The 23,743-nt window shown below is 71.0% G+C and carries 16 protein-coding genes and 2 pseudogenes; 10 read left to right on the top strand and 8 right to left on the bottom strand.

Going from position 1 to position 23,743, the window contains the following annotated elements:
• On the top strand, window positions 1-713 hold a 713-nt coding region (locus HY68_RS44530; protein WP_041983219.1), incomplete at its 5' end, for a hypothetical protein.
• Here HY68_RS44530 and HY68_RS00320 read toward each other — a convergent pair.
• On the bottom strand, window positions 656-1,564 hold the full coding sequence (locus HY68_RS00320; RefSeq protein WP_041983220.1) for an alpha/beta fold hydrolase: 909 nt from the start codon (window positions 1,562-1,564) through the stop codon (window positions 656-658). The genes HY68_RS44530 and HY68_RS00320 overlap by 58 nt on opposite strands.
• A gap of 205 nt (window positions 1,565-1,769) precedes the next feature.
• Here HY68_RS00320 and HY68_RS00325 point away from each other — a divergent pair, with 205 nt between their 5' ends.
• A complete protein-coding gene (locus tag HY68_RS00325; RefSeq protein WP_041994893.1) occupies window positions 1,770-2,132 on the top strand; it encodes a helix-turn-helix domain-containing protein in 363 nt (120 codons plus the stop codon).
• Between the two features lie 57 nt (window positions 2,133-2,189).
• On the opposite strand, the gene HY68_RS00330 is transcribed toward HY68_RS00325, so the two are convergent.
• A complete protein-coding gene (locus HY68_RS00330) occupies window positions 2,190-3,164 on the bottom strand; it encodes a helix-turn-helix domain-containing protein (protein ID WP_241778437.1) in 975 nt (324 codons plus the stop codon).
• A gap of 190 nt (window positions 3,165-3,354) precedes the next feature.
• Here HY68_RS00330 and HY68_RS44625 point away from each other — a divergent pair, with 190 nt between their 5' ends.
• The 4 genes from HY68_RS44625 (at window position 3,355) to HY68_RS00340 (ending at window position 7,611) form a co-directional block, all read left to right on the top strand.
• Window positions 3,355-3,672, top strand: coding sequence for a hypothetical protein (locus HY68_RS44625; protein WP_241778438.1), 318 nt, complete (start codon window positions 3,355-3,357; stop codon window positions 3,670-3,672).
• A gap of 2 nt (window positions 3,673-3,674) precedes the next feature.
• Window positions 3,675-5,186 carry a right-handed parallel beta-helix repeat-containing protein gene (locus HY68_RS00335; protein WP_241778439.1) on the top strand — a complete coding sequence of 504 codons (1,512 nt, stop codon included), beginning with the start codon at window positions 3,675-3,677 and terminating at the stop codon, window positions 5,184-5,186.
• A gap of 153 nt (window positions 5,187-5,339) precedes the next feature.
• Window positions 5,340-5,504: a hypothetical protein gene (locus tag HY68_RS42485; RefSeq protein ID WP_157874245.1), complete on the top strand. Its 165-nt coding sequence runs from the start codon at window positions 5,340-5,342 to the stop codon at window positions 5,502-5,504.
• Between the two features lie 43 nt (window positions 5,505-5,547).
• On the top strand, window positions 5,548-7,611 hold the full coding sequence (locus HY68_RS00340; RefSeq protein ID WP_041983223.1) for a SpoIIE family protein phosphatase: 2,064 nt from the start codon (window positions 5,548-5,550) through the stop codon (window positions 7,609-7,611).
• Between the two features lie 79 nt (window positions 7,612-7,690).
• On the opposite strand, the gene HY68_RS00345 is transcribed toward HY68_RS00340, so the two are convergent.
• On the bottom strand, window positions 7,691-8,572 hold the full coding sequence (locus tag HY68_RS00345) for an SDR family oxidoreductase (RefSeq protein WP_041983225.1): 882 nt from the start codon (window positions 8,570-8,572) through the stop codon (window positions 7,691-7,693).
• Window positions 8,573-8,657: 85 nt separating this feature from the next.
• Here HY68_RS00345 and HY68_RS00350 point away from each other — a divergent pair, with 85 nt between their 5' ends.
• A complete protein-coding gene (locus HY68_RS00350) occupies window positions 8,658-9,236 on the top strand; it encodes a TetR/AcrR family transcriptional regulator (RefSeq protein WP_041983229.1) in 579 nt (192 codons plus the stop codon).
• 22 nt (window positions 9,237-9,258) lie between these two features.
• On the opposite strand, the gene HY68_RS00355 is transcribed toward HY68_RS00350, so the two are convergent.
• Window positions 9,259-9,657 carry an ATP-binding protein gene (locus HY68_RS00355; protein ID WP_063779599.1) on the bottom strand — a complete coding sequence of 133 codons (399 nt, stop codon included), beginning with the start codon at window positions 9,655-9,657 and terminating at the stop codon, window positions 9,259-9,261.
• 236 nt (window positions 9,658-9,893) lie between these two features.
• Between HY68_RS00355 and HY68_RS00360 the strand changes: the two genes are divergently transcribed.
• Window positions 9,894-10,211 (top strand): STAS domain-containing protein, encoded by a 318-nt coding sequence (locus HY68_RS00360; RefSeq protein WP_041983233.1) that lies wholly within the window; start codon window positions 9,894-9,896, stop codon window positions 10,209-10,211.
• Here the strand turns inward: HY68_RS00360 and HY68_RS00365 are convergent.
• From HY68_RS00365 to HY68_RS00375, 3 genes and pseudogenes are all read right to left on the bottom strand, one after another.
• A pseudogene (locus HY68_RS00365) lies at window positions 10,208-11,469 on the bottom strand (phospholipase D-like domain-containing protein). The gene HY68_RS00360 and the pseudogene HY68_RS00365 overlap by 4 nt on opposite strands.
• Window positions 11,470-11,521: 52 nt before the next feature.
• Window positions 11,522-11,860 carry a MerR family transcriptional regulator gene (locus tag HY68_RS00370; RefSeq protein ID WP_041983234.1) on the bottom strand — a complete coding sequence of 113 codons (339 nt, stop codon included), beginning with the start codon at window positions 11,858-11,860 and terminating at the stop codon, window positions 11,522-11,524.
• 641 nt (window positions 11,861-12,501) lie between these two features.
• Entirely contained in the window at window positions 12,502-13,437 is a 936-nt protein-coding gene (locus HY68_RS00375; protein WP_198533177.1) for a GntR family transcriptional regulator, read from the bottom strand.
• A 278-nt stretch (window positions 13,438-13,715) separates the two neighbouring features.
• On the opposite strand from HY68_RS00375, the gene HY68_RS00380 reads away from it, so the two are divergent.
• Complete coding sequence (locus tag HY68_RS00380; RefSeq protein WP_041983239.1) at window positions 13,716-15,767, top strand: hypothetical protein; 2,052 nt, start codon at window positions 13,716-13,718, stop codon at window positions 15,765-15,767.
• A 228-nt stretch (window positions 15,768-15,995) separates the two neighbouring features.
• Window positions 15,996-16,898: an RICIN domain-containing protein gene (locus HY68_RS39420; RefSeq protein ID WP_052456968.1), complete on the top strand. Its 903-nt coding sequence runs from the start codon at window positions 15,996-15,998 to the stop codon at window positions 16,896-16,898.
• Between the two features lie 70 nt (window positions 16,899-16,968).
• Here HY68_RS39420 and HY68_RS39425 read toward each other — a convergent pair.
• A pseudogene (locus HY68_RS39425) lies at window positions 16,969-23,743 on the bottom strand (hypothetical protein); the annotation flags it as partial.

Raw genomic sequence — 23,743 nt, forward strand, 5'->3', positions numbered from 1 at the left:
CGGCGCGGCGGCCGGCGCAGTCGCCGCGTCCGGTCCGGCCTTCCGCCTCCGCCGCCACCCTGACCGGACGATCCAGAGCCCGCGCCGGGACCGGTACGGGCGCGGGGGCGGCAGCGCGTACCGGTACAGGCGGGTATGCAGGCGCAGGTGCCATCACTCCTGCGGACTCCGCGTACCGGGCCACCGGAACCAAGCTCCCCACCGGCCGTCTCGTCATACTCGGCTTCGTCGTCGTCTGCGTCTGCCTGTACTTCATGGGCAACGTCATGACGGTCCTGACCCTGCTGCCCATGCTCCTCATCGCCGCCGTCGTCGTGGCGATCGTGGCCAGGAGGAACCGCCGGGACAACGCCACCTCCGTCCAGGTGGATCCGCAGGGGCTGCACTTCACCTCCGGGAGCGTCGTCTGGTCCCGGAGGTGGGAGGAGCTGAGCTGGGTGACCGTCCAGCATCCGTCGTCCTTCGGGCTGACCGTCGTCATGGGGCTGCCCGAACACGGCAGTGTGCCGAACGTCTTCCGCGAGGGGCCGGGCCCCGCCCGTACCCAACCGGCAGCCGACCGGGCCTGGTTGCCGCTGAGCTTCGTCCTGCCCGCCTGGACGGAAGGTACGTTCGCCGAGCTGCACGCCGAGTTGTCGCAGCATGCGCCGGACGTCTATCTCCCGACCCGGCTGCCGTCGTCGTCAGCTGATGAACGCCCCTGGCGCCGCTGAGCGTTGCCCTCGGCTCGATACGCGTCCAGGAACGGGTCCAGGAGAGCGAGCAGTTCGTCAGGCCGGTGCTGCGGGACGATGTGACCGCAGTCCTCGATGACGTGCCCGACGAGATCGTCGGCGAGCGGACGAAGTTGCCCTTCCAGCACCGGACCGACCGGCTGGGCGCCGATCGCCATCGTCGGTACGGTCAACCGGCCCGCCTCAGCGGCTTGTTCGATCTGCCGGGCGCTGGCCGGCAGCGCCCGATAGTACGAGAAGGCGCAGCGCAGCGCCTCGCTTCCGGTGTACGCGCGGACGAACGCGTCGCGGACGGCGGGCCGCACGCCCGCACCGAGGGTGCCCGCGTCGAGGAACCAGTCGATGTACTCGGCCTCGTGGCCGACGAGTACGGATTCGGCGAGGCCGGGTGCCGCGTGGAACCCGAACCACCACGGCGCGCCGTGCGCGAGGAACGAATCGGCCCCGGGCAGCGTGCCCAACAGCGACTCCATCAGCACCAGTTGACGGACGAGGTCCGGTCGGCGCATGGCGAGGAGGAAGGCGGGCGGGGCGCCCGCGTCGATGCCGACCACCGCCGCTGAGGTCTCGCCGAGCGCGCCGAGGAGCGCTTCGGCGTCGGCCGCGAGCGTACCGGCGTCGTACCCGTCCACCGCCCGCGCGCTCGCACCGGCCCCGCGCAGGTCCGGTGCGATCAGCCGGTAGCGGTCGGCGAGCCCGGCCATGACGTCGGTCCACAGCTCCCAGGTGTGCGGGAAGCCGTGCAGCAGCAGGACGGCCGGGCCCTCGCCCGTGACGGCCACGTTGAGATCGATTCCGTTGGCCGTGACCCGGCGCAGTGCGACAGACATACGGGACCGCCTCCTCAGCAGTTACCAATGGTGACAACAAAACGATAGGTAACTAGACTGGGGATGCCAAGACGGCACTTCTGACTCAGGTGGTGAGCTTCGGGTGACCTCCTCTTCGACTCGTTCGACTCGTTCGACCTCCTCGACCCCATCGACACCGCGCTCGACCCCGTCGGCACCGCGCTCCGCCGACGGGCGCGGCGACCTGTTCGACCCGGGGTGCAAGACCCGTCGGCTGCTCGACAGGATCGGCACGAAGTGGATGTCGATGGCCGTGAAGGTGCTCGCGGAGGCATCCCCCGACGAGGTGCGCTTCGCCGAACTGCAGCGCAGGATGACCGGCGTCTCGCAGAAGATGCTGTCGGTCACGCTCCAGGGGCTGGCCAGGGACGGCCTGGTCGAGCGCCGCGTCGAGGCGTCGGTGCCGCCGCGCGTCTACTACCGCCTCACCCCGCTCGGCCTGTCACTGGAAGGCCCGCTGGCCGCCGTACGCGCCTGGGCCGAGGAACACATGGCCGAGATCGACCGCGCCAATCAGCGCAGCCGCGAGAGCGCGGACCAACTCTGACCTGCGGACTTACCGCGTACGCAGACGTCGGACGACGTTGCGCCCGGCGACCGGAAACTACCCGGCGGTCCGCACGAACGCTTTGCGGTACGCCGTCGGTGTCGTCCGCATCTCCCTGCCGAAGTGGTGGCGGTAGGTGGCCGCGCTGTCGAAGCCGACGGCTGCGGAGACCTCGCCGACCGAGCCCTCGCCCGACTCCAGCAGCGGCAGGCTCGCCGCTACGCGCTGGGCGACGACCCAGCGCATCGGGCTGGTTCCGGTGCGGCGGGTGAAGTGCCGCAGGTAGGAGCGTTCCGACATGCTCGCCGCCCGGGCCAGCATCGGCACGCTCAGCGGGGTGTGCAGACGCTCCAGCGCCCAGGCCATGCTGTACGCGACCCCGTCGCTGTCCGGGCTGACGGGGCGGACGGCCGCCTCGATGAACTGCGCCTGGCCGCCCTCGCGATGGGGCGGGACCACGAAGCGCCGGGCCACGGTGTTGGCGACCGCGGCGCCGTGGTCGGACCGTACGAGATAGAGGCAGAGGTCGATGCCGGCGGCGCTGCCCGCGCTGGACAGGATGTCGCCGTTGTCGACGTACAGCACGTCGGGATCCACGTCGATCTCCGGATGGCGTTCGGCGAGGGTGCGCGCGTACCGCCAGTGCGTGGTGGCGCGGCGGCCGTCCAGCAGGCCGGTCGCGGCGACGGCGAACGCGCCCGAGCAGATCGACACCAGGCGCGCACCGCGCGAGTGCGCCAGGCGCAGCGCGGCGACCAGCTCGGGGGAGACCTCCCCGCCCACCTCGGCGACGCCCGGCACGATCACCGTGTCCGCCGCCGCCAGCTCCGCGAGGCCGTACTCGGCGCGCAGGGTGACTCCGCCGACGACCCGCAGGTCCCGGCCGGGCTCCTGCGCGCACACCCGCAGGTCGTACCAGGGCTGTTCGCCGAGCTCCGGCCGCGCCAGGCCGAACACCTCGACCACCACGCCCAGCTCGAAGGGCGCCATCCCGTCGAAGGCCAGTACGGCCACTTCGTGTGTCGCGCTCACCCCGCGATGCTAGCGCCGTACGGAAACAAGCGCTTTCCCGATTCCACCGAGCGAACCAGAAGGAACGAGATGCACCAGTCTTGACTTCCCATATTGGCGCCTAGATGCTGGCCGTTGAGAATAGAAAGCGTTTACCGTGACGATCCGTCACTACCCCCCACACGTCACTGAACCCATCAAGGGGTGACACATGTACCGAAGAATCTTGTCCGGCTTGTGCGGTGCCGCACTGCTCACCGCGGGCGTCCTGGTCGCACAGCCCGGCGGCGCGGCGCCCACGGACATCACCGCCACGGACATCACCGCCACGGCCCGCACCGCGTCCGTCGCGGCAGCCGCAGGCGCCACCACACCTTTCGTCACGGTCGAAGCGGAATCCGGCACCCTCGGCGGCGGCGCCCGTGTCCGTTCCATCAGCCCCGGGGCACCGAAGCCGACGGCCGCATCGCTGGAGACCGAGGCCTCGGGTTACGCACTGACGGAGCTGAAGGCCAACGCGATTCGGTGACCATGCCGAACAACACGGGCAAGGCCGCCAACACCCTGGTGGTCCGCGCCTCGATCCCCGACGCCCCGGCGGGCGGCGGTATCGACGCGACGCTGAACCTGTACGTGAACGGTACGTTCCGCCAGGCGATCGCGCTCAGCTCCCGCCAGGCGTGGAACTACCGCGGCGCGACCACGAACCCGGACGACCCGCACGCGGGCGGGGTGCCGTACCGCTTCTACAACGAGTTCCCCGTCCGGGTCACCGGCGCCCCGATCGCCGCGGGCAGCAGCATCAAGCTCCAGAAGGACGCGGCCAACACGGCCGCGGTCTACGACGTCGACTCCGTCGACCTGGAGAACGTGGGACCGGCCCTGGCCCAGCCGGCCAACTCGATATCGGTGGTCAGCAACGGCGCGGATCCGAACTTCGGCAAGGATTCGACGGTCGCCATCCAGAACACGGTCAACGCGGCCCGCACCCAGAAGAAGTCGGTGTGGATCCCGCAGGGCAAGTACCTGACGAACAGCCTCGTGTCGAAGCCGCTGGACTTCACCGGCGTGAAGGTACAGGGCGCCGGCATGTGGTACACCACCATCTACCGCAAGGTCCCGCTGCCGGCCAACGCGTGGCGCTCGCAGATCACGGTGGGTTCGGGCACCACACTGACGGACCTTCAGATCGACGCCAACGCCGTCTGGCGGGACATCGGCGGCAGTGGCGGTTCGGACTACGGCGTCAACGCGAGCGGCGCGGGCGGCTGGCAGATCGACCACATCTGGACGCGCCATGTCGACGCCAACTGGCTGTCGGGCAGCAACGGCGTGGTCCAGAACAGCCGGACCGCGGACAGCTACGGCGACGGGTTCAACATCAACAACGGCAACACCCCGAGCCCTGACAAGCTCGGCACCAACATCACGGTCAAGAACAACTTCGCCCGCAACACCGGTGACGACTCCTTCGCGACGTACTCGGACGCCGGCGCCGACGGCAAGAACGGCCAGATCACCGGCGCGAAGATCCTCAACAACACGGCGGTAGCGCCCTGGTGGGCCAACGGCATCCGGGTCGCGGGCGGGAAGAACGTCGAGGTGCGGGACAACCTGGTGAACAGTGTGTCGTCGAACAACGCCCTGGAAGTCAGTGTGTTCGGCGACTCGGGACACCCCCTGGAGTCAGCGACGATCACCGGAAACGTCCTGACCGGCGGCGGCGGCTGGAACGGCCCCCGCCAGGGCGTACACATCGGCTCCCCCGGTCCCACCTCGCTGTTCCCGACCGCCTACACGAACGTCACCATGAGCAACAACATCATCCGCGGCTCCCTCAGCACGGGCCTCATGGTCGACAAGACCCGCGCGAACGTCACACTGACGAACAACACGATCGACCACCCGGCAACCCAGGGAATCCTGATAGCGGCGGGCGTGACCGGCACGGGCAAGTTCACCGCCAACACGGTGCAGAACCTGCTCCCGGGCCAGATGGCCCAGCGGAACGACTCCCCGAACACCTTCAAGATCACCGGCTGAACGCGCCGGGGTGATGTCCGGATGTCCGGGCAACCGACTCCGGGCATCACCCCGACCCGGCGGGCAGCCTGTGCAACTCGAAGATGCCGACTTGCGGTTTGTCGCTTTGAATGGGTTGTGCGTGCGGGTACGCCTCGCCAAGGGAGACAGGTCATGGCCACGACACTGATCACCGGAGCGGTGCGGGACGTGTTCGAGACCAATACGCACTTCTGCTCCGACATCGCCTGTCCGTCGTCGAAGGCCGCGGTCAACATGCTCAGGGCCGAGGGGCCCACCGCCGGGTTCTTCGACGCCAACGGCACCATCCCCTGGTAGCGGGGTCGACCATGCCACGCCAACAGCAGCGGCGGTCGGACCGATGAACGGCGGCCCGGCGGGCGATCCCGGCGCAGCCGGGGCGGGCAGCGTCGAGGCTCTGTTCGACCAGGCCAGGGCCGGTCTTGAGGTCTACGACACGAACTTCCGGGTCCTCCGGGCGAATCCCGCCGTCCTGCGCATGCGCGACAGGACCGCGGCTGCCGTGATCGGCGCCGACGTCAGAGACCTGGACCGGGGATTCCCGGTCTCCCCCGTGATCGAAGAAGTGCTGCGGACCGGGTCCACGGTCGAGGACCGTCGGATGACGGCGCACCCGAGGTCCGACGCGGGGCAGCGGCGCGAGTACGTCGTCACCGGCTACCCCCTGCGGGACGGCGACCGGACGACCGGCGCCGCCTCGATGGTTCACGACGTCACCGAGCAACTGCGCGAGCGAGCGGGCCTGGAGCTCCTGAGCACGGCGCGCGCTCACATCGGCAGCCATCTGGACGCGCTGCGCACCGCCCAGGAACTCGCCGACACGGCCGTCCCCGGCTTCGCCGACAGCGTCGCCGTCGACGTGGTGGAGTCCGTCCTGTCCGGTGACGCGCCGATCGGACCGGTGAGCGGCCGGCTGCCCATGCGGCGCGCCGCGTTCCAGTCGCACGACGGTGCGTACGGCGCTTATCCGGTGGGCAGCGCCAGCGACTACGCGTTCCCCACGCCGTACACCCAGGCGCTGAGCGATCTGCGGCCCCGCCTGGTCGCTTCGGTCGCGCCGTACGGTCAGTGGCTCGCGCAGGACCAGCCGCGCGCCGAGTTCATCGCCAGGACCGGTGTGCACTCGTTCATCGCGGCGCCGCTGACCGTCCACGGGCTGGTGCTGGGGATGGCGACCTTCTACCGGGACGGCGCCCGTCCCGAGCCCTTCGACGAGGCGGACCTGTCACTCGCGACGCAGATCGCGGGCGTCACGGCGCTGTGTGTCGACAACGCGCGCCGCTTCACCCGTGAGCACACCGTCGCGACGGCGCTGCAGCGCAGTCTGCTGCCCCGGACCCCACCGCGGGTGGCGGCGGTGCGCTCCGCCCAGTGCTACCTGCCGGGTGAGTACGGGGCCCACTGGTTCGACGTCCTCCCGCTGTCCAGCTGCCGGGTGGGGCTGGTCCTCGGGTATGTGCCGGGCGAGGACCTGTGGGCATCGGCGACGATGGGCAGGCTGCGGACCGCGGCCTCGACGCTCGCTTCGATGGACCTGCCGCCCGACGAACTCATGGCACACCTCGACGACGTCTCCCAGAGCCTCGGCCGCGAGCAGGAGGCGGATCCCGGCAGCAGGCACCGCGGCCGACCGCCGTTCACCGCCTCGTGTCTCTACCTGACGTACGACCCCGTCAGCCGGCGGTGCGCCCTGGCGTCGGCGGCGCACGACGGCCCGCTGCTCGCCGATCCCGAGGGCACCGTCAGCCGGCTGGAGGTCCCGCGCGGGGCGCCGCTCGGGCAGGGCACCCCGTACGACATGCGGACGGTCGACGTCGCGGTCGGGAGCCTGTTGTGTCTGTACTCCGACAGCGTCGCCGGCCGGTATCCGGCGGAGGCGGACAAACGCCTCAGCCGGCTGCGCGACGTACTGGCGGACCCCTCGGCGACCCCCGAGGAGGTCTGCGACTCGGCGACGTACAAGCTGCTGCGCGGCGCCTCGCGGGAGGGGATGGCGCTCCTGACGGCGAGGCTCAACCGGCTCGATCCGCACCACGTCGCCTCCTGGACCTTCCCGGCCGAGGCCGTCTCGGTACGTGAGGCACGGCGCGCGGCCCACCACCAGCTGGCCGAGTGGGGTCTGGAGGAGCACGCTCCCACCACCGACCTGGTGGTCAGCGAACTGGCCACCAACGTGCTCAGCCACGCGACGGGGCCCATCCGGCTGCGGCTGATCCTCGACCGGACCCTGACCGTCGAGGTCTCGGACGAGGCCGACACCGCCCCGCATCTGCGGCACGCGAGGCTCCAGGACGAGGGCGGCCGCGGGCTGTTCCTGATCGCGTCGTTCACCCGGCACTGGGGGACACGTTACGAGGAGAACGGCAAGACCATCTGGGCCGAGCAGAGTCTGACGGACATCTGAGCCGCCCGGCCGGGGAGCGGCCGGCGGGGGCTGCCATTGCCCCGCGCGGGACGGCGTCGCGACCCAGCGGTGCGTGACGTCAGGGCTGGATGTTCTCCAGGTCCGCCAGCAGGCTCGGGTGCTTCGGTTCCCAGCCGAGCGTCTGCCGGGTGTGCGTGCTGGACGAAGGCTGGTCGGTCGCGAAGATCGGGCCGAGCGGGCCGTACGTCTCCGGCGGCACCGACTCGACCGGCAGGTTCAGCCGGCGGCCGATGACCGCGGCGATGTCACGCACCTTGTCGCCCTCGTCGGCCACGGCGTGCCAGGAGGTGCCGGCTGGCGCCTTTTCGAGGGCGAGCCGGAAGAGGACCGCCGCGTCGAGCGCGTGCACGGCCGGCCAGCGCTGCTCGCCGTCGCCCGCGTAACCGGAGACTCCGCTCTGCCGTGCGATGCCGGTCAGCATGCCGGCGAACCCGCCGTCGCCCCGGTTGTGCACCGTGCGCGGCATGCGTACCGCCGTCGTACGGACGCCGCGCGAGGCCAGCCCGAGCATGGCCGTGACCGCGCGGCCCCGACCGCCGACCGGCCCGTCGGTCGGCAGCGGGTCGGTCTCGGTGGAGAGGCGGCCGGGCACCCAGGGCGTACCCGAGACGGTGACGAAGGGGCGGTCGCTGCCGACGAGTTCCTCGCCGAGGGCCGCGATGGCGGCACTTTCCTCCGCGACCGCGTCGGCGACGGCTTCGGGGCTGCTGAAGTCGTTGCCGAACGCGAGATGGATCACCCCTTCGCTCTGCGCCGCGCCGGTACGAAGGACGTCCAGATCGGCGAGGCCTCCCCGGAGCGGCTGCGCGCCGGCCGCCTCGACGGCACGCGCGGACGCGTCGGAGCGGGCGAGGGCGAGGACGGTGTGGCCGTTGCCGAGCAGTTCGGCGACGACGGCGGATCCGATCAGGCCGGTACCGCCGGTGACGAAGACGCGCATGGAACTCTCCCGCGAGTGATGGGACTCTTGTCCCATCAGCCTAACAGGGTGATGGGACAAGAGTCCCATCACGTATGATGAACGTATGGCGCGGTGGGAAGCAGGGGCACGGGAACGCCTCGTCGTGGCCGCCGTCGACCTGTTCACCGAGCAGGGGTACGACGCCACGACGGTCACGCAGATCGCCGAGCGCGCCGGAGTCACCAAGAGCACCTTCTTCCGGCACTTCCCCGACAAGCGCGAGCTGCTGGTGGCCGGGCAGGAGACGCTGAGCCGGCTGCTGGCCGAGGGGATCGCCGAGGCGCCCGACAGCTCGGGCCCACTGGCGGCGGTCGCCGCCGGTCTTGAGCGCGCCTCCGGCGTGATGGGTCCCATGAACCGGGAACTCGCCCCGCGCCTGAAGGCGGCCGTCGCCGCCAGCACCGAACTCCAGGAGCGTGACGCCCTCAAGAGCGTCAGCCTGGCGGCCGCGATGACCACGGCCCTGGTCGCCCGTGGCGTACCCGACCCGACGGCGGCCCTCGCGGGTGAGCTGGGGCTTCTCGCGTTCAAGCGGGGCTATGCCGAGTGGGCCGAGGGCGAGCGCGGCGACGATGACGAACTCGCCGGGCACATCCTGACGGCCCTGGACGAACTGCGCGCGGCCAGCGCGTCACTGACCTGACCACCCGACCCACCCGGCCCCGTCAGACGGCGGCGTCCGCCAGGAGCAGGCGTACGGTGATCTGTTTGCCGGCTTCCCTGCGGGCCACCTGGAAGCCCCCGCACAGAGCGGTGATGATCTCCATCCCGTGCCGGCCCACCCGCGTCGGATCGTGCTCCGTCACCACCGGCAGCTGCGGCGAGGTGTCCCAGACCGTGATCGCCACCGTCTGGCCGGTCAGTTCCAGGTCGACGCCGCACGGGCCGTCGGTGTGCCGCACCGCGTTGGTGACCAGTTCCGAGACGACCAACTGCACGATCTGGACGGTCTGCTCGGCCGCCGCCGCGCCGCCCATGCCGACCCGGGACAGGAAGCGCGCCGCCAAGTGCCGGGCAGCGGCTACCGCTCCAGGCTCCCCCAGGTAGCTCTCACTGCTCCGCACGTCACCATCTCCCACTGGAGGATCCTGCTGACGGTCTTCCACCGTTGCACCGCACGAAGTACGGGCATCGAGTGTGTGCAGGACGCACCATATCCGTCGACTGGTTGCTTCTACCCCGATCCCCGGAGCTACACGGAACTGGGGGCGGCGATGACGGAGATCACGGTTCTGGCTCTTTGCCCGACGCAGCTCATCGCGTTGCCCCGGAGCAACCCGGTCTTCGACATACTGAAGCTATGTCGACAAGCGACCACGCTCCCACGCAACTGCCGGTCGTCACCGCGGCAGGTGACCTGGACGCCGACAATCTGAAACCGCTCGACGTCCAGCTCCAGGAGGCCAGCGCCGCCGCACCGGCGGTGATATTGGACGTCAGTGACGTCACCTTCGGCGACTCCACCTTCCTGAACCTGCTGCTCCGCACGCACCAGCGCACCGATCTGCGCATCGTCGGCCTGCGGCCGCCGCTGGACCGGCTGTTCAGCATCGTCGGTGTCGACGCCGTGCTGAACACCTACCGGACCCTCGCGGAAGCGCAGGACGTTCCGTACTAGAGGAAGCGCCTGATCGGTACGACGGCCGTTTCCTTGGCGCGCTGGAGGGGTGAGCGCCGCTTCCAGCGGCCCGGCCTGATGAGTTCGCTGTGTTGCAGATCCTCCGTGAAGTGGCCGTCCAGGGTCGCGGTGAACGCCGGGTCGAGCACGGCGAGCATGACCTCTTCGTCGTGGTCGAGTGAGCGGCGGTTGAAGTTCGTCGAGCCGATGAGCGCCATCGTCCTGTCGACGGTGATGACCTTGGTGTGGAGCATCGTCGGCTGGTACTGGAAGATTTTGACGCCGCAGGAGTTGAGGACTTCGTAGTAGCGCTGTCCCGCCAGTTGGCAGACCCGCTTGTCGGTGTGCGGGCCGGGCAGCAGGATCTCGATCTCGACGCCGCGGCGCGCGGCCGCGCACAGCAGCTCGATGAAGTAGGCGTCGGGCGCGAAGTAGGCGGTGGCCAGCCGGATCCGTTCCTCCGCGGACTCGATGACCACCCGGAACAGCGTCTGCATGTCCTGCCAGCCGAAGCTGGCGGACCCGCGCACCACCTGGACGACGGCATCGCCCTGGGCGGCCGGGGAGATGAACCGGTCGCGGTCGTCGAAGAGTTCGTCGTGACACTCGGCCCAGTTCTGGGCGAACGCAGCGGCCAGTCCGTCCACCGCCGGTCCGCGCACCTGCACATGGGGTCGCGCCACTCGTCGGGGTTGCGGGCGTCGCCGCACCACTCCTCCGCGATGCCGACCCCGCCGGTGAAGGCCGTCTCCTCGTCCACGACGAGGACCTTGCGGTGGCAGCGGTGGTTCTGCTTCAGCGGGGACAGATAGAGGGGCTTGCGGAACCAGGTCACCTGCACACCGGCCTCCCGCATCACCGCCAACTGGCCCTTGTCGATGAGCCGGCTGCCGAAGCCGTCCAGCAGGAGCCGCACCCGCACCCCCGCGCGCGCCCGGTCCGCCAGCGCGTCGGCGAACCGCTGGGCGATCTCGCCCTTCCAGTACACGAACGTCATCATGTCCACGGTGTGCCGGGCGGCGGCGATGCCGTCGAGCATGGCGGTGAAGATCTCGTCCCCGTTGCGCAGCGGGATCAGAGCGTTGCCCTCGGTGGCCGCTATGCCTATGAGCCGTTCCAGCCGGCGTCTGGTGCGCCGGACGCGTTCGTCGAGGAGCGTATCCCCGTCACCGCTGTCCGCCGCGCCGTCGAACCCCTGGGGTCGCGCTGTCCTGGTCGATTCGGCGGGTTCTACCGGTGCGTTCTGCGTGCGTGTCATAGCTGCACCTTCCCGGATGGTGGCCGGGAAGACAAAGCACAGCGCCGGGCCCTCAGCCCGTGGCCGTCGGATCCGCCGACCGGGCGGCGCGACGGTATTCGGCGTTGATGCGCTGGGCCTCTTCGAGCTGGTCCTCAAGGATGACGATGCGGCACGCGGCCTCGATCGGGGTGCCCTGGTCGACGAGTTCCCGTGCGCGGGCCGCGATGCGGAGCTGGTAGCGGGAGTAGCGGCGGTGTCCGCCGGCGGAGCGCAGCGGGGTGATCAGCCGGGCTTCGCCGATGGCGCGCAGGAAGCCCTGGGTGGTGCCGAGCATCTCGGCGGCCCGGCCCATGGTGTAGGCGGGGTAGTCGTCGTCGTCGAGACGGCTGAGCGAATCGTCTGCTGCCATTTGCACCTCTCTGTGGAACACGCTGGAGGGGCCTTGGTGCCGAACGGCACCAAGGCCCCGAAGGAACTGCTACACCATCTGCCGGCCCACCTACGGCGCCGGCCTTCTGTGTCCGCGTGCCCATCCCGTGGGGGATGAGAACTGCGGGGATCGCGGTTGCTTGACCGGAGACCACCTCACTATCGATGTCCTGCGGTACCCGGGCCCAAGTGGTGCGCCCGGGCGATCCTGATGGCGCCTGGCTCCTCCGTTCTTCCCTCTTGGTCAACTACTGATGTCATGTACTGCGGTGTTACTCATGGCGGCCCCTGATCACTGCGGGCCCCCCGGTCCGGTCGTCAGTCCCGTCACCGTCCTGCGACAACCCTGGCTTCGGAACTCCACCACCGCACCGTGCTGCGTACTACGCGTACTTCCGCCCGCCAGTTCGTCTCTGCCGGGCCTTGCTGATCTCGGCTACGAGAGAAACACTAGCCACCCCGCCACCCAATGTCTACTCCGGCCGCCATAGATTTTCGCGTATTCGACGGCAAGGTAATGAAGGCCTGCTGGAACAGGGAGGCTGGTCGCCGACCGGCGGCCGCAGTGCGTCCGCCGTGGTGCGTCCGCCGCAGCACGTCCGCCGCGGTGCGCCTGTCGCTTCAGCCGCGGAGGTCGGGGGCGGGAATCCGCTTGGCGGCCTGCATGTCTCCGACGACCTGGGTCACCATACGGATGGACGCGGCGTCCAGTACGTTGCCGAACTCGATCACTTTGACCCGCCCGTCGAAGCGGGCTTTCAGCTCGGGCATGTTGTTGGGGACCACCACGAGGTCCATGTCCGCGACGGCGGCGTCGTCCGAACCGTCCAGCACCTTGATGTTGGCGATGCCCGACTGGGTCAGGGAGTCCCGGATGCTGACGGCCTGGCCGTCGGTGTAGTAGCAGATGCCGACCTTGCCGTTCTTGGCGGCGGAGGCGATCTGCACCAGCGTCTGCACATGGGGTGCGACGACGAGGGCGACCACCTCGGTCTGCGGCCGGCGCCACAGCCTGCGCACCTCGGCCAGGTGGAAGAACGTGGTGAGTACGAGATCGGCCTGTTCCTCGTCCGAGGTGAAATCGCCGAGCACGAGCGGCTTCACCTTGAGGCCGACATGCAGGCCGAGTTCACTCGCGAAGTAGCTCGCCCGGTCGGCGTTGCACTCCACGAACGAGACCTTGAGGAGATCGTCCTCGGCACGCATGGCGAGGCTCGTCACGAGCGACTGGATCTCGACGGCGGACAGACCGAGGGCGACGCATTCCTTGGCCGCCGCTTCGAGCACCATGCGTGCCCGGTCGCGGGCGGGCGCACTCTCCTGCGCCAGGCCGGTCCCGACGACGGTCGTCCCGCCGCGTCCACGGCTCTCGACCAGACCCAGGTCACCCAGCTCCGCGTAGGCACGGGCCACGGTGTTGCGGTTGATCTGCAGGTTGTCGGCCAGCAGCCGGGCGCTGGGCAGGGTCTGGCCGACCGCCAGATCGCCGGTCTCGATCATGAACGACACCTGAGTGACGATCTGCCGGTAGATGGGCATGTCGGAGTGACGACTCACCTGTAGCTCGCTGTCCACCCGGTGCCCGACTTTCCCCGTCACACAACCAACGATCGCGTTTCTCCGTCACACAACACAGCCGGACCACCTTACCCGGGCCGACGGGATCGGAGATATGCCCGACCATCGCCACCCATTGACCCAGCGCACTAGGTGAAAACTACCTAACCTGCCGCCTGAACCCCGAACTACGGGTCTGTAGTGCGCCAAGTGTCCACTGAGGGGTCTAGCATCGGCCTACTAGGATAGGCACTAATGTGTCGTCGGGAGGACGGTCTATGCGGATATCCCCCACGCCCCCGCCGGTCGACTCCCACGGGCACGCGCTGGCGGCGCGACGGCGCAGGGTGTTCACCGGCCGGGTCGCCGAACTGCGGCTGCTGCGGGAGCTGCTGCTCAGCGACCAGCGGGGCTGCTTCGTGGTGTGGCTGCACGGCATGGGCGGCATCGGCAAGAGCAGCCTGTTGCACCGGTTCGCTGACGAGGCGGCGACGACCTACGGCAGGACGGTCCGCACGGTCGACATGCGGGTCACGGACCCGGCGCCGGAAGCGTTCCTGGCCGCCCTGGAGGCACAAGGACCGCCGGAGGAAGCGCAGTTGCTGCTGATCGACGGCGGCGAAGCACTCGGCCCGCTGGAGCAGTGGCTGCGCGACGAGTTCCTGCCCCGGATGCCCGCGCATCTGCTGCTCGTGGTCGGCAGCCGCCGGCCCCCCGCCGCCGAATGGCGCACCGACGCGCAATGGTGGCAGGCGCTGCGCAGCGTGGAGCTGCGCTGCATGGACGACGCCGAGGCCGCGAAACTGCTGTGCAACCGGGACGTGCCGGAGGCGGCAGTCCCCGACATCGTACGGGCCGCGCACGGACTGCCGTTGGCGCTGGCGCTCTTCGCCGACGCCAGGGAACGCGCCACCGACGCCGTGGAACCCCACCCGGGCTGGGAGTTGCGCGACTCCCCCGACCTGGTGGGCGAGCTGCTGCAACTGCTGCTGCGCGAGAGCGTGTCGCTCGCCAGGGCCGACGCCCTGCACGTCCTGGCGCTGGCCCGGGTCACCACCGAGGAACTGCTGCGGCACGCGCTGGAGGTGCCGTCGGCCGAGGCCCGCAGGCTCTGCACCTGGCTGCGCGGACAGTCGTTCGTACGCAGCACCGCCGAGGGGCTGGTCCCGCACGAGCTGGTACGCGAAGCGCTGCTGGTCGATCTGCGCTGGCGTGACCTGTCGGCGTACGAGCGGCTGTTCCGCAGGCTGCACTCTCACCTGGCCGGGCAGTTGTCACGGCGCACCGGCAGCCGCTGGGCGTTCGGAGCGGGCCTCGCCTACCTGGGCAGGACCAGTCGCGCCGTACGCGACGCGGTGGACTGGCACGGTACGGACCGGCTCCGGCTGCGCGCCGCCCGCCCGGAGGACCAGGACGACGTGCTGGCCGCGATCGGTAAGGAACACGGCGACGCGGCGGCCGGACTGGCCCGGCAGTGGTGGGACCAGCAGCCGGCCGCCTTCACCGTCGCCGAGGACGGCCGCGGCGGACTCGCCGGCACACTCACCGCACTCTGTCTGGAACCGGACGCCGCCGGGCTGCCCGACGACCCGGTGGCGCGCGCGGCGCTGGCGTACGCGGCCGAGCGGTCACCGCTGCGCCGCAGCGAGCGGCTGCTGCTGGGGCGTTGGAGCACCGGCAGCGCCGCGACGGCCGGCTTCGCCCTGACCACACTGTGGGCGACCACACCCGGCCTGGCGATGAGCTGGACCTGCACGGCGCGGCACCAGCCGGGGCTGGCGGCGCTGCTCGACCTGTACGGCCAGCAGCGTGCCCTCTCTGCCGAAGACCCGGACACCGGGCGGGTGTTGCCGTTCGTGCAGGACTGGCGCAACGCGCCCTTCGACCACTGGGCGGCGGCCGTACGCGGCCGGCTGCTGGCCGACGAGTCGTCGGCGAGCCCCGCGCCGGTCACGGTCACGGCCGAACCCGCCATGCCCTGGCCGGAGTTCGTGAACGCGGTCAAGGACGCCTACCGGAGCCTGCTCGATCCGCGCCAGCTCGCGGAGAACGCGCTGCTGGGCACGCGGCTCGTGGCACCGGGCGCGGACGCCGAAGGGCTGCGCAAGGTGCTGACGGAGACGGTGACGCAGTTGCGTGCACAGCCCGGACGGCGGCAGTTGGGCGACGTCCTGGAGATCACGTATCTGAGCGGGCCGCGCAGCCAGCAGGCCGCGGCGAGCCGGGCGGCGCTGTCCTTCAGCACCTACCGGCGCCGGCTGTCCACGGCGCTGACCACAGCGGCGCAGTTGCTGCGGGAGCGCGAGCTGTACGGATCGGTCCTGCGATGAGCGGTCCTACGGTGACCGCTCCCCCGACGACCGGTCTCGGGACGGGACGCGCGCCGTGCCCACGCGCTGTTCGACTCGTGCTCAACTCGTGTCCACCGCGCCCACGGACCGGCCTCGCGCGTGTAGCCCGGTGATTGACTGAAACGGAGAAGGACCCGAGGGGAACACACCTGTCCGCCGGACCTTCCGCGACTATCTGTTGGACCTTCCGCAAGTGGGGAACGGGCGTTGAGCGAGACTGACCAGGACGACACACAGCGGCGGCAACGGGCGCGGTTCGTCGACGCGTTGACGACACAGACCCGGCAGCCGGGCGAGCGCTCCCGCGTGGGCACCAGAGCCGCGGGCGCCGCGGCCGTACTGGCACTCGCCGCCGGTGCCACCCTGGGACTCGGCGCATGGCGCAGTTACCAGGCCGACGAGAACGACAAGAAGCAGGAGCTGGCGGCCGAGCAGGCCGCCTCGTACAAGAAGCTCGCCCAGCCCTCTTCACAGGCCCCCCTGCCGAAGCCGACGAAGTCGGAGCGTAGGGAGGAGACGCGGCAGCCGGAGCTGCCCGTCGTACGGGAGGAGGCTCCGGCGCCGCGTCCTGTCGTCACCTCGTCGCCGTCCCCGAAGAAGACGCTGAAGCCGGGCGTCACGGACGTACGGGCCCTGACCTCCAAGACGCGCACGGTGCTGCTGAAGAACGCGTCCACCGGGATGTGCGTCGACATCCCGTACTACAAGGCCGGCAAGCTGGGTCTGCAGATCAACCAGTACTACTGCGACGGCACCGACGCGGACAACCAGCTCTGGAAGATGACGGCCCCGCGCCCCGACGCGGGGCCCGGCGGCCGGGATCTTGTGCAGTTCGCCAACGTGAAGGACGGGCTGTGCATCGACCTGCCGAACCGGGGCGCGCAGCCGGACGGGACGGTGCTCTCCGAGGCGCACTGCACCGGGACGATGGGCGACAACCAGCTCTGGTGGTTCGAGGCGGCCGGGGACAACACCGTCTTGATCCGCAACTACGCGAGCAATCATCTGTGCCTCCAGGTCAAAGGCGCGAACGAGAAGAAGCCCGCGCAGCGGCTGATAATCGGCAATTGCGGTGCGGACGGCGACAGTCGGTGGCGACTGAGCAGCTGACCCGGCCCGCGTGAGCATCTCGGCCCCGGCGGAAGTTTCCCGCCGGGGCCGAAGTGTGCGGTCCGCAGTGTCAGCCGGCGAGCGAGTCCAGCGGGAACCGGGCCCCGCCGGTTCCCTCGCGGCAGCGATCGGCGCTCAGTGTCCCGGACAGACCCGGCATGGCCGCCCAGGCCCCCTCCCGCGCCTGCCGCTGGTCGCTCTGTGCCTGGCGGGCGTCGCGCACCTCTTCCCCGATCTGCTCGGCGGCCCGGTACCGCCCGTCGCGGGTGGTGGTCGCGTCGTTGAGGGTGGCTGTCGCGACCCGTTCCCGGCTCGCGGCCTCCCGCACCTGATCGTCGGCCGTGGTGAGCCGCAGCCGCAGATCCTCCGCCGTCCCTGCGGCGCGGTCCGCCAGCCGCTGGGCCGCCTCCGCCATGCCGTTCGCGAGGGCCCACGCCTCACGGACGCGGTTGCGCGCGGCCTGCGCCTCGGCCAGGACAGCGCGCGGATCGGGACCTGCCGGCGCCGGGCCCTCGGGGCCGGCGGTCGCCAACTGCGGTCGTGCGAGCTCTTGTTGGGCCACGAGTACCGCCTGCTCCGCATCCGCGAGACGATCCTCGGCCGCTGTGCGCGCCTCCGCCAGGTCCTCGGCCTCCTCCTGGGCGTCCGCGAGCGCCTTTTCCGCGTCGCCGAGCCGGGCGGCGACGGAGTCGCGAGCGGTTCTGGCTCCGGTGTGCGCTTCGACGGCCGTGTCCCGTGCCGTAGTCGCCGTCACCAATGCCCCCTCGGCTAGGGCGAGTTGGGCCCTGGCCTCGGCGTCCCTCGGCAGGAGCGCCGCCTCTCTGGCGGCCTGGTCGGCCTCGGCGGCCGTGGCGTCGGTCGCCGTGCCGATCGCGTTGTGCAGCCGGTCCCAGGTGTCCTGGGTGGCCGGTGTGGGGTCGGCGAGTGAACCGTCGGCGGCGAAGGGCCAGAACCGCAACCCTGTCGTACCGCGAAGGGCCAACTCCACCGGCCGGCCCGCCGCGACGGCGGTGCGCGAGCCGGCGTACAGCGCCCGGGCCAGCCCGGTGGCGTCCGGGTCAGGCCCCAGATCGAGCCAGAGCTGGGCAGCCGTCTCCTGCCCGTCCAGCCCCTCGGCCAGCACCCCGGGCAGCTCGGTGACCGGATGGGTCGCCCAGTCGCGCAGTGTGCCGTCCGGCTGCGCGGTCAGCATCGACGGCAGGTCGTAGACCCGCGACGACGTACGCGGCCCGACGACGCCGTAGCCGAGCAAATCGCGCTCGTAGACACGGGCGGTGGCGCTGCCGGTGACGTAACGGACCCCGTCCGGTCCTGAGACCGTGACCACCGCGTCCACCAGGGTCTCGTAACTGCGCGTGTCGGTACCGGTGTCGGAGCGGGCGGCGGAACCGGTCTTGAACCGGTCCCAGCCGCCCCCGCCGGAGGCCGACTCGCCGCTGGCACGGGAGACCGGCTGCCGGTTGAGGACGGGCACGGTAAAGCTGACCAGGTGCAGGTTCGGCTGGTTGCCGCTCTCGGTGGACTGGTAACCGAGCCCGACGGTCGAACCGGCCGCCGACGAACTGCCGGAGGACCGCGCCTGCACCCGCAGCCGGTCGACGGCGATGTCGTCGGCCGCGCTGAGCGGCCGCGGATTGTGCAGCGTCACCTGCACGCGCGGAGCGGCCCCCGGCTCGCTCTCCACGGGCCAGGCACCGGGCATCGTGCCGGTCAGCCCCGCCGCTGTACGCGGCGTGTCGACCGGGATCTCCCCCGCCTGGACGAGTTCCCCGAACCGGACGGCGGCGGCCTCCTGCGTCATGTCGGCCGAAAGCCCCCAGGGCCCCGCGAGCCCCGGCGCCACCGTCTCCAGCGCCTCGGCCAGTTCACGAAAGGCGTTGAAGCCGAACACCGGTGTCGTGCCGGTGGGCACCAGCCGGGACCCTGCGGTGAACGGGGGTCCACCGAGCGGCAGCGGGCCCTGCGGCGCCGGCAGCCGGGGATCGGCGTGGGTGATACGCGGCTGGACGGGCGGCGCGTGCACGAGCGGTTCGACGGCTTCCGAACCGGCGAACCGGAGCGCGACCGACGCCGGAACCCTGGCCTCACCGGCGGGCCGGCCCCGCAGTATCCGGCGCAGCCGCTCGGCGAGCGGGCCGCCGTCCTGCTCGGTCAGGGTCAGCAGACCGTTTTCCAGCACGCCGCCGACCAGGTCCGGCGGCCAGTCCATGACGAGCTCGGACCGTACGGTCGCGGTGAAGGTGTAGGCGACGTCGTCGAAGTCGGCGGCGCTCTCGGTCCTGCTCCAGTACCGGTCGTTGGGGGCTGCGGCGGTGCGCGAGGTCCGGCTGCGCGTGGCGGTGGCGGACAGCACAGGTCCTGTCCTGTCGGTACGGCCGGTCCTGCCGCCGGGACGCTGATACCGGGAAATCGGGTTGCCCGTCCACTGCAGCGAGGTGGTGACCCTCTCGGCTTCGGACCGGCTGTGCGGGGCGTGGGAGCCGATCTGGTCCAGACCCGCCCCGCCACCCGCCGGCCGGCCGCGGACCTGGCGCAACGCCGGTGTCTGGGCGTCCGGTTCGGCCCTGAGGGTGATTCCGACCAGGAGGCTTCCGCGCCGCCGCGCCTGCCGGAACCACAGACTCACCTCACCCCGTCCCGGCAGTGCCCGCAGCTCGGCGGGCGAGGCCATGTCGGCGATGCCGGTGGCCACTCCCGACCGGTACGCGAAGTGCCCAGGACGGGTGACCCCGGGTGCTTCCCGTTCCACCAGCGCGCGCAACTCGCGGCCCATCCGGTCGCGGCTCTCCCGGCGGCGCACCGGATCGTCGAGCTGGATGACGGACAGGACACCGGCGAAGCCGAGTTGGCGGGTCCGGACGTAATGCTCCGGCAGCGGCAGTGTGCTGGGCGCCGCGACGGCCCGGGGGATGCCCCGCACGCCCGTGAACCAGTGCCCGAAGCGGCTCAGTTGGTTGGTGGCGAGCTGGAAGCGTACGGCGTCGGGCAGGTCGACGACGACGGTGATGTCGTCCCGGCCGCCCATGCCCGCGACGTTCACCGCGACGTTCCTGACCCCCCTGCGGAGCGTCACGAGCAGGGTGGCGTCGACGCCGATCAGATGCTGTTCGCCGAAGTCCAGCGGCACCCGTGTGACGGAGGTGGCGGCGGACCGCTCACTCGACTTCTCGACGCCCCGCTTGTACGTCCCGCGCGTACTGGGGTTGGCCAGCGCCCGTGGCGGCTTCTCACCCGGGGACGCGGCCGGCGCCGACTGGAGTCCGGTGACACCGCCGCTGAACTGGTGGGAGGTGGTGACCGAACGCTGCCGCGCCGAGGTGTCCGTGGCGCCCACGTCGCTCTCGCCGTAGGTGTGGTACGAGCCGTGGTGAGTGGGGTGGTGCAGATATCCGGTGATCTCCAGGGACATCTCCTGGTCGGCTCCGAGACCGGGCAGGGTCAGCCCTTCGATGACATAGCCGCCGTTGAATATCTGGTGCGCGCGGCCGAGCAGAGCGGCCGGCCGCACCTGCTGGTACAAGACCTCGCCGGCGAAGGCGCCCTGGTCCTCGGCCGCCCGGCCGGCCAGTTGCTCCCACACCCGGCTGCCCGGCGCTGTCACCGCGTCCGGCAGCCGGTTCGTGGCCCCGCCGACCCACTGTCCGAACGCGCCCCGGGCCGGCCGGCCCGGGTAGGTGCCGGTGACGAACTGCCGGAACGCCTCCTGGAGCGCCGCGCTGCCCCGGAACACGTCCACGTTCGAGTCGTCGGGCAGCCGGATCAGCCCCGGTCGCGGACGCCCCGCTTCGTCGGTCAGCCGGAGCCGTACGAGGTCGTCGTCCGCCCCGCCGCCGGTACGCGGGGCACGGATGACGTGCAGCCCGGGCGGCGCTACGGGGCGAGAGCCGGCCTGGAGGGTGCGCTGGTGCGATACGACGAGGGTGACGTCCCCTGCCACGGTCTCCGGCGCGGCGGTCTGTCCAGCCGTCTGTCCGGCGGTCGGCTCGGCGGTCGGCTCGGCGGCGAATCGCACCAGGGGCTCCGCTTCGGTGCCCTCGTAGAGGTCCAGTGCGAACCGCGCAGGGACCGTGAAACGCTCGCTGCCTCCCTGGGTGGTGACGTTGAACTGGTGAGTGCCGACGGCGGATCCGGCCTCCGCCGAGCTCTTGTGCTGCTCGTCGTAGGTGTAGTCCACGGTCGAGTCCACCGCTCCGGCCCCGTCGGCCACCGCCCAGCGCGGGCCGCCGCCCATGCCCATCGACCCGCCGAACTGGTTGCCGCGCTGCCGGGAGTTGCGCGCCTCGGACGCGCTGAAGGTGACGGTCTCCACGTCCGGCAGCCGCCGCGTGTGCACAGTGACAGGAGTCCCGGCCTGGCCGGGGCGCGGCGTCCGGTCACGGGCGGCGCTGAATCGCAACTGCACACGACGGTTGCCGCCCACGTGGCCCGGCAGTTCGAGCCATACGCGCCTGCCGCCGTCGACGGCGTCCGGCATCGCGGCGGCCTGCGCGATGCCCGAACGGATCCGTTCGAACTTCCGCAGATTGGCCAACTGCTTTGCCGCACGTGCCTGGTCCAAAATGGACTCGCGCTCCTGCGGCGGCAGGAAGCCCTGCTCCCGCAGCCACACCTCCGCCCGGTCGAACATCGACTCCGTCCCGGTGACGGCGACGGGCACGGCGGAGAGTCCGATGCTCTCCAGATTCTCCAAGTGGTCGGGCAGCTGGCGCAGTTCCTCCGGCGTGGGTACGTGCCCCATGACGGTGGTCCGCTGCGGCAGCCGCAGCCGGATCCCGTCCTCCCACAGACCGTACGATCCGTTGATCTCGCCGCCGCCCGCGCGGACGAGTGTGATCCGGTAGTCGATGTCCGCCGGTGTCAGCAGGTGGCTGCGGTTCGTGTAGAGGGCGTGCATCAGCGCCGCCGAACTGCCGGTGTTCAGCGCGTCGCTGGACTGCCAGGCAGCGCCGGCCTTGCCCAGGACACTGCCGCCTGTCGCACTCGGCGCGTCCGGATGGCCTGCCGCGTGGTCGGGCGTGAACATCGGGCCACCGCTGCCGTCGAGGCTCGCGCCGCTGGTGAGCCGCGCCGACCGCTCCACGGAGGAGCTGTCGGTGAGCCAGGACTGCAGGGAGGCCCGGCCGTCCGGTGTTTGCGCGATCGGGTCCTGGGGCCGCGCGACGGCGGCCAGCCGCAGCATGCCCAGTGTGTTGCCGCGCCTGTCGAACAGCACCGGCGAGAACACACCTCGGTCACGCAGCATCGGCAGCGAGCCGCGCAGCGTACGTTCGGACAGGAACTCAACCAGGTTCCGCCGGGATTCCGCGCTCAGGTCGTTCAGGACGGCGAACTCGTCGTCCTCGCGCAGTTCGTGGAGCAGCCTGCCCGGATCGGGGACCTCGTCGACGCTCAACAGCGGGAGGTCGCCCAGCTCCGCCGGTGCGGGCAGTGGCTCGTCGGCGTCGTCCTGGTCGAAGACCCGGTGCTCGGGGATCCAGACGGTCAGCCGCCCCTGTCCCCGCTCCCGGTCCCAGGTGTCCGGCCGCGTGTCCTGGTCGGCGTCGACCCGTATCTGCCACCGGCCGGTGTAGTCCACCGCGTGTGCCGGGTCGTCGGCGCGTTGCATGGTCCTGAGCGACAGGCCGTCGCTGACGGTGACGGTCTCGTCCGACTGGTTGTGCGTCAGGCTGAGCACGAGCGATCCGTCGAACCAACGCAGCGGTCCTGGCGGGCCGTTGTAGATACCGATCCACGGGATCGGCACGGTCCGCATGGTGCCGGAGCTCTCGCTGGCGGAGGACGCCTGTCCTCCCTCGCTCTGCCGTTCCAGCGTGTTCAGCCGTGGGACCTCGCCCGAGGTGCCCGCGCGGGTGGACAGGGCGGGGTCTGTCAGCCGCAGCCGGATGTCGACGGTGTGTTCCTGACCGTCGACGGTGACGGTGACGCGGTGGCCACGGGCGCTGCGTACGTACGGCAGATGGAGGGTGAACTCCGACTGGCTGAGCACGTCGGCCAGTTGCTCGCGGACGTCTTCCTCTGCCGCGCTGCCCTCCGCTACACCGAGGCCGTCCAGCACCTGTTGGTGGACCGCTGCGAGCATGTCGTCGGAGAACGGCTCGTACTGGACGAGCCCGAGTGTGCCGTCGTGCCGTGCGCCGTAGGCGCGTGCGTACGGGGACATCGGCCGCGGGGCGTCGTCGCCTTCGCGTGGCGGCAGGCTGTCCTCGGATCCGTCACCGCTGCCACTGCCACGACTACTGCCACCGCCGGTGTGGTGGCTGCCTGTTGTGTTTCGGGAGCTGCCGTCGCCGGGATCGGCGACGGGCACTCGGGAACTGCGGTCGGCGGGCACGGTGACGGCTCCCACCGTGTCCGCGTCCGTCTTCTCCGTCTGCGGATCCCTGAGTTGTGGGGCCCGGGGTACCGGCCGGGGGTCGCTGCCGAAGAACACCGCAGGCCGCGACGGGGTGTCGGGGACGGCCGGCCGCACCGTGCGCCGTGTGCTCGAAGAGGCGGCGGCCGTGCTGTCCCGATCCGTGTCCGCGGGCTCCTCGCTCCGCGACACGGCGGGCCGCCGGGCCTGCCGGGCGGCGGCGGCCGGTTCGGTCGCCACCCACTCGGCGGTGTAGGGACCCGGGTCCTCCTGCTGGAGAAGAACGACCGGACGGCCGTTGTCGGGTCCAGTCGTCCAGGGGGTCCCGTCCGGTGTCAGTACGGTCAGCCGCAGCCCCAGGACGGGCGCGGCGACCGCGAGGGTCAGCCAGTCCGACGCGCCAGGCCCCGAGCCGGTCCGCAGGGCGTGGACAGCCTCGTCCCCCGAGCCGTCCGAAGCGCGCCGCGACGCGGTCCCGTCCGGTCCGGGGCCC

The organism is Streptomyces sp. AcH 505 (assembly GCF_000818175.1).
Taxonomy (GTDB): domain Bacteria; phylum Actinomycetota; class Actinomycetes; order Streptomycetales; family Streptomycetaceae; genus Streptomyces.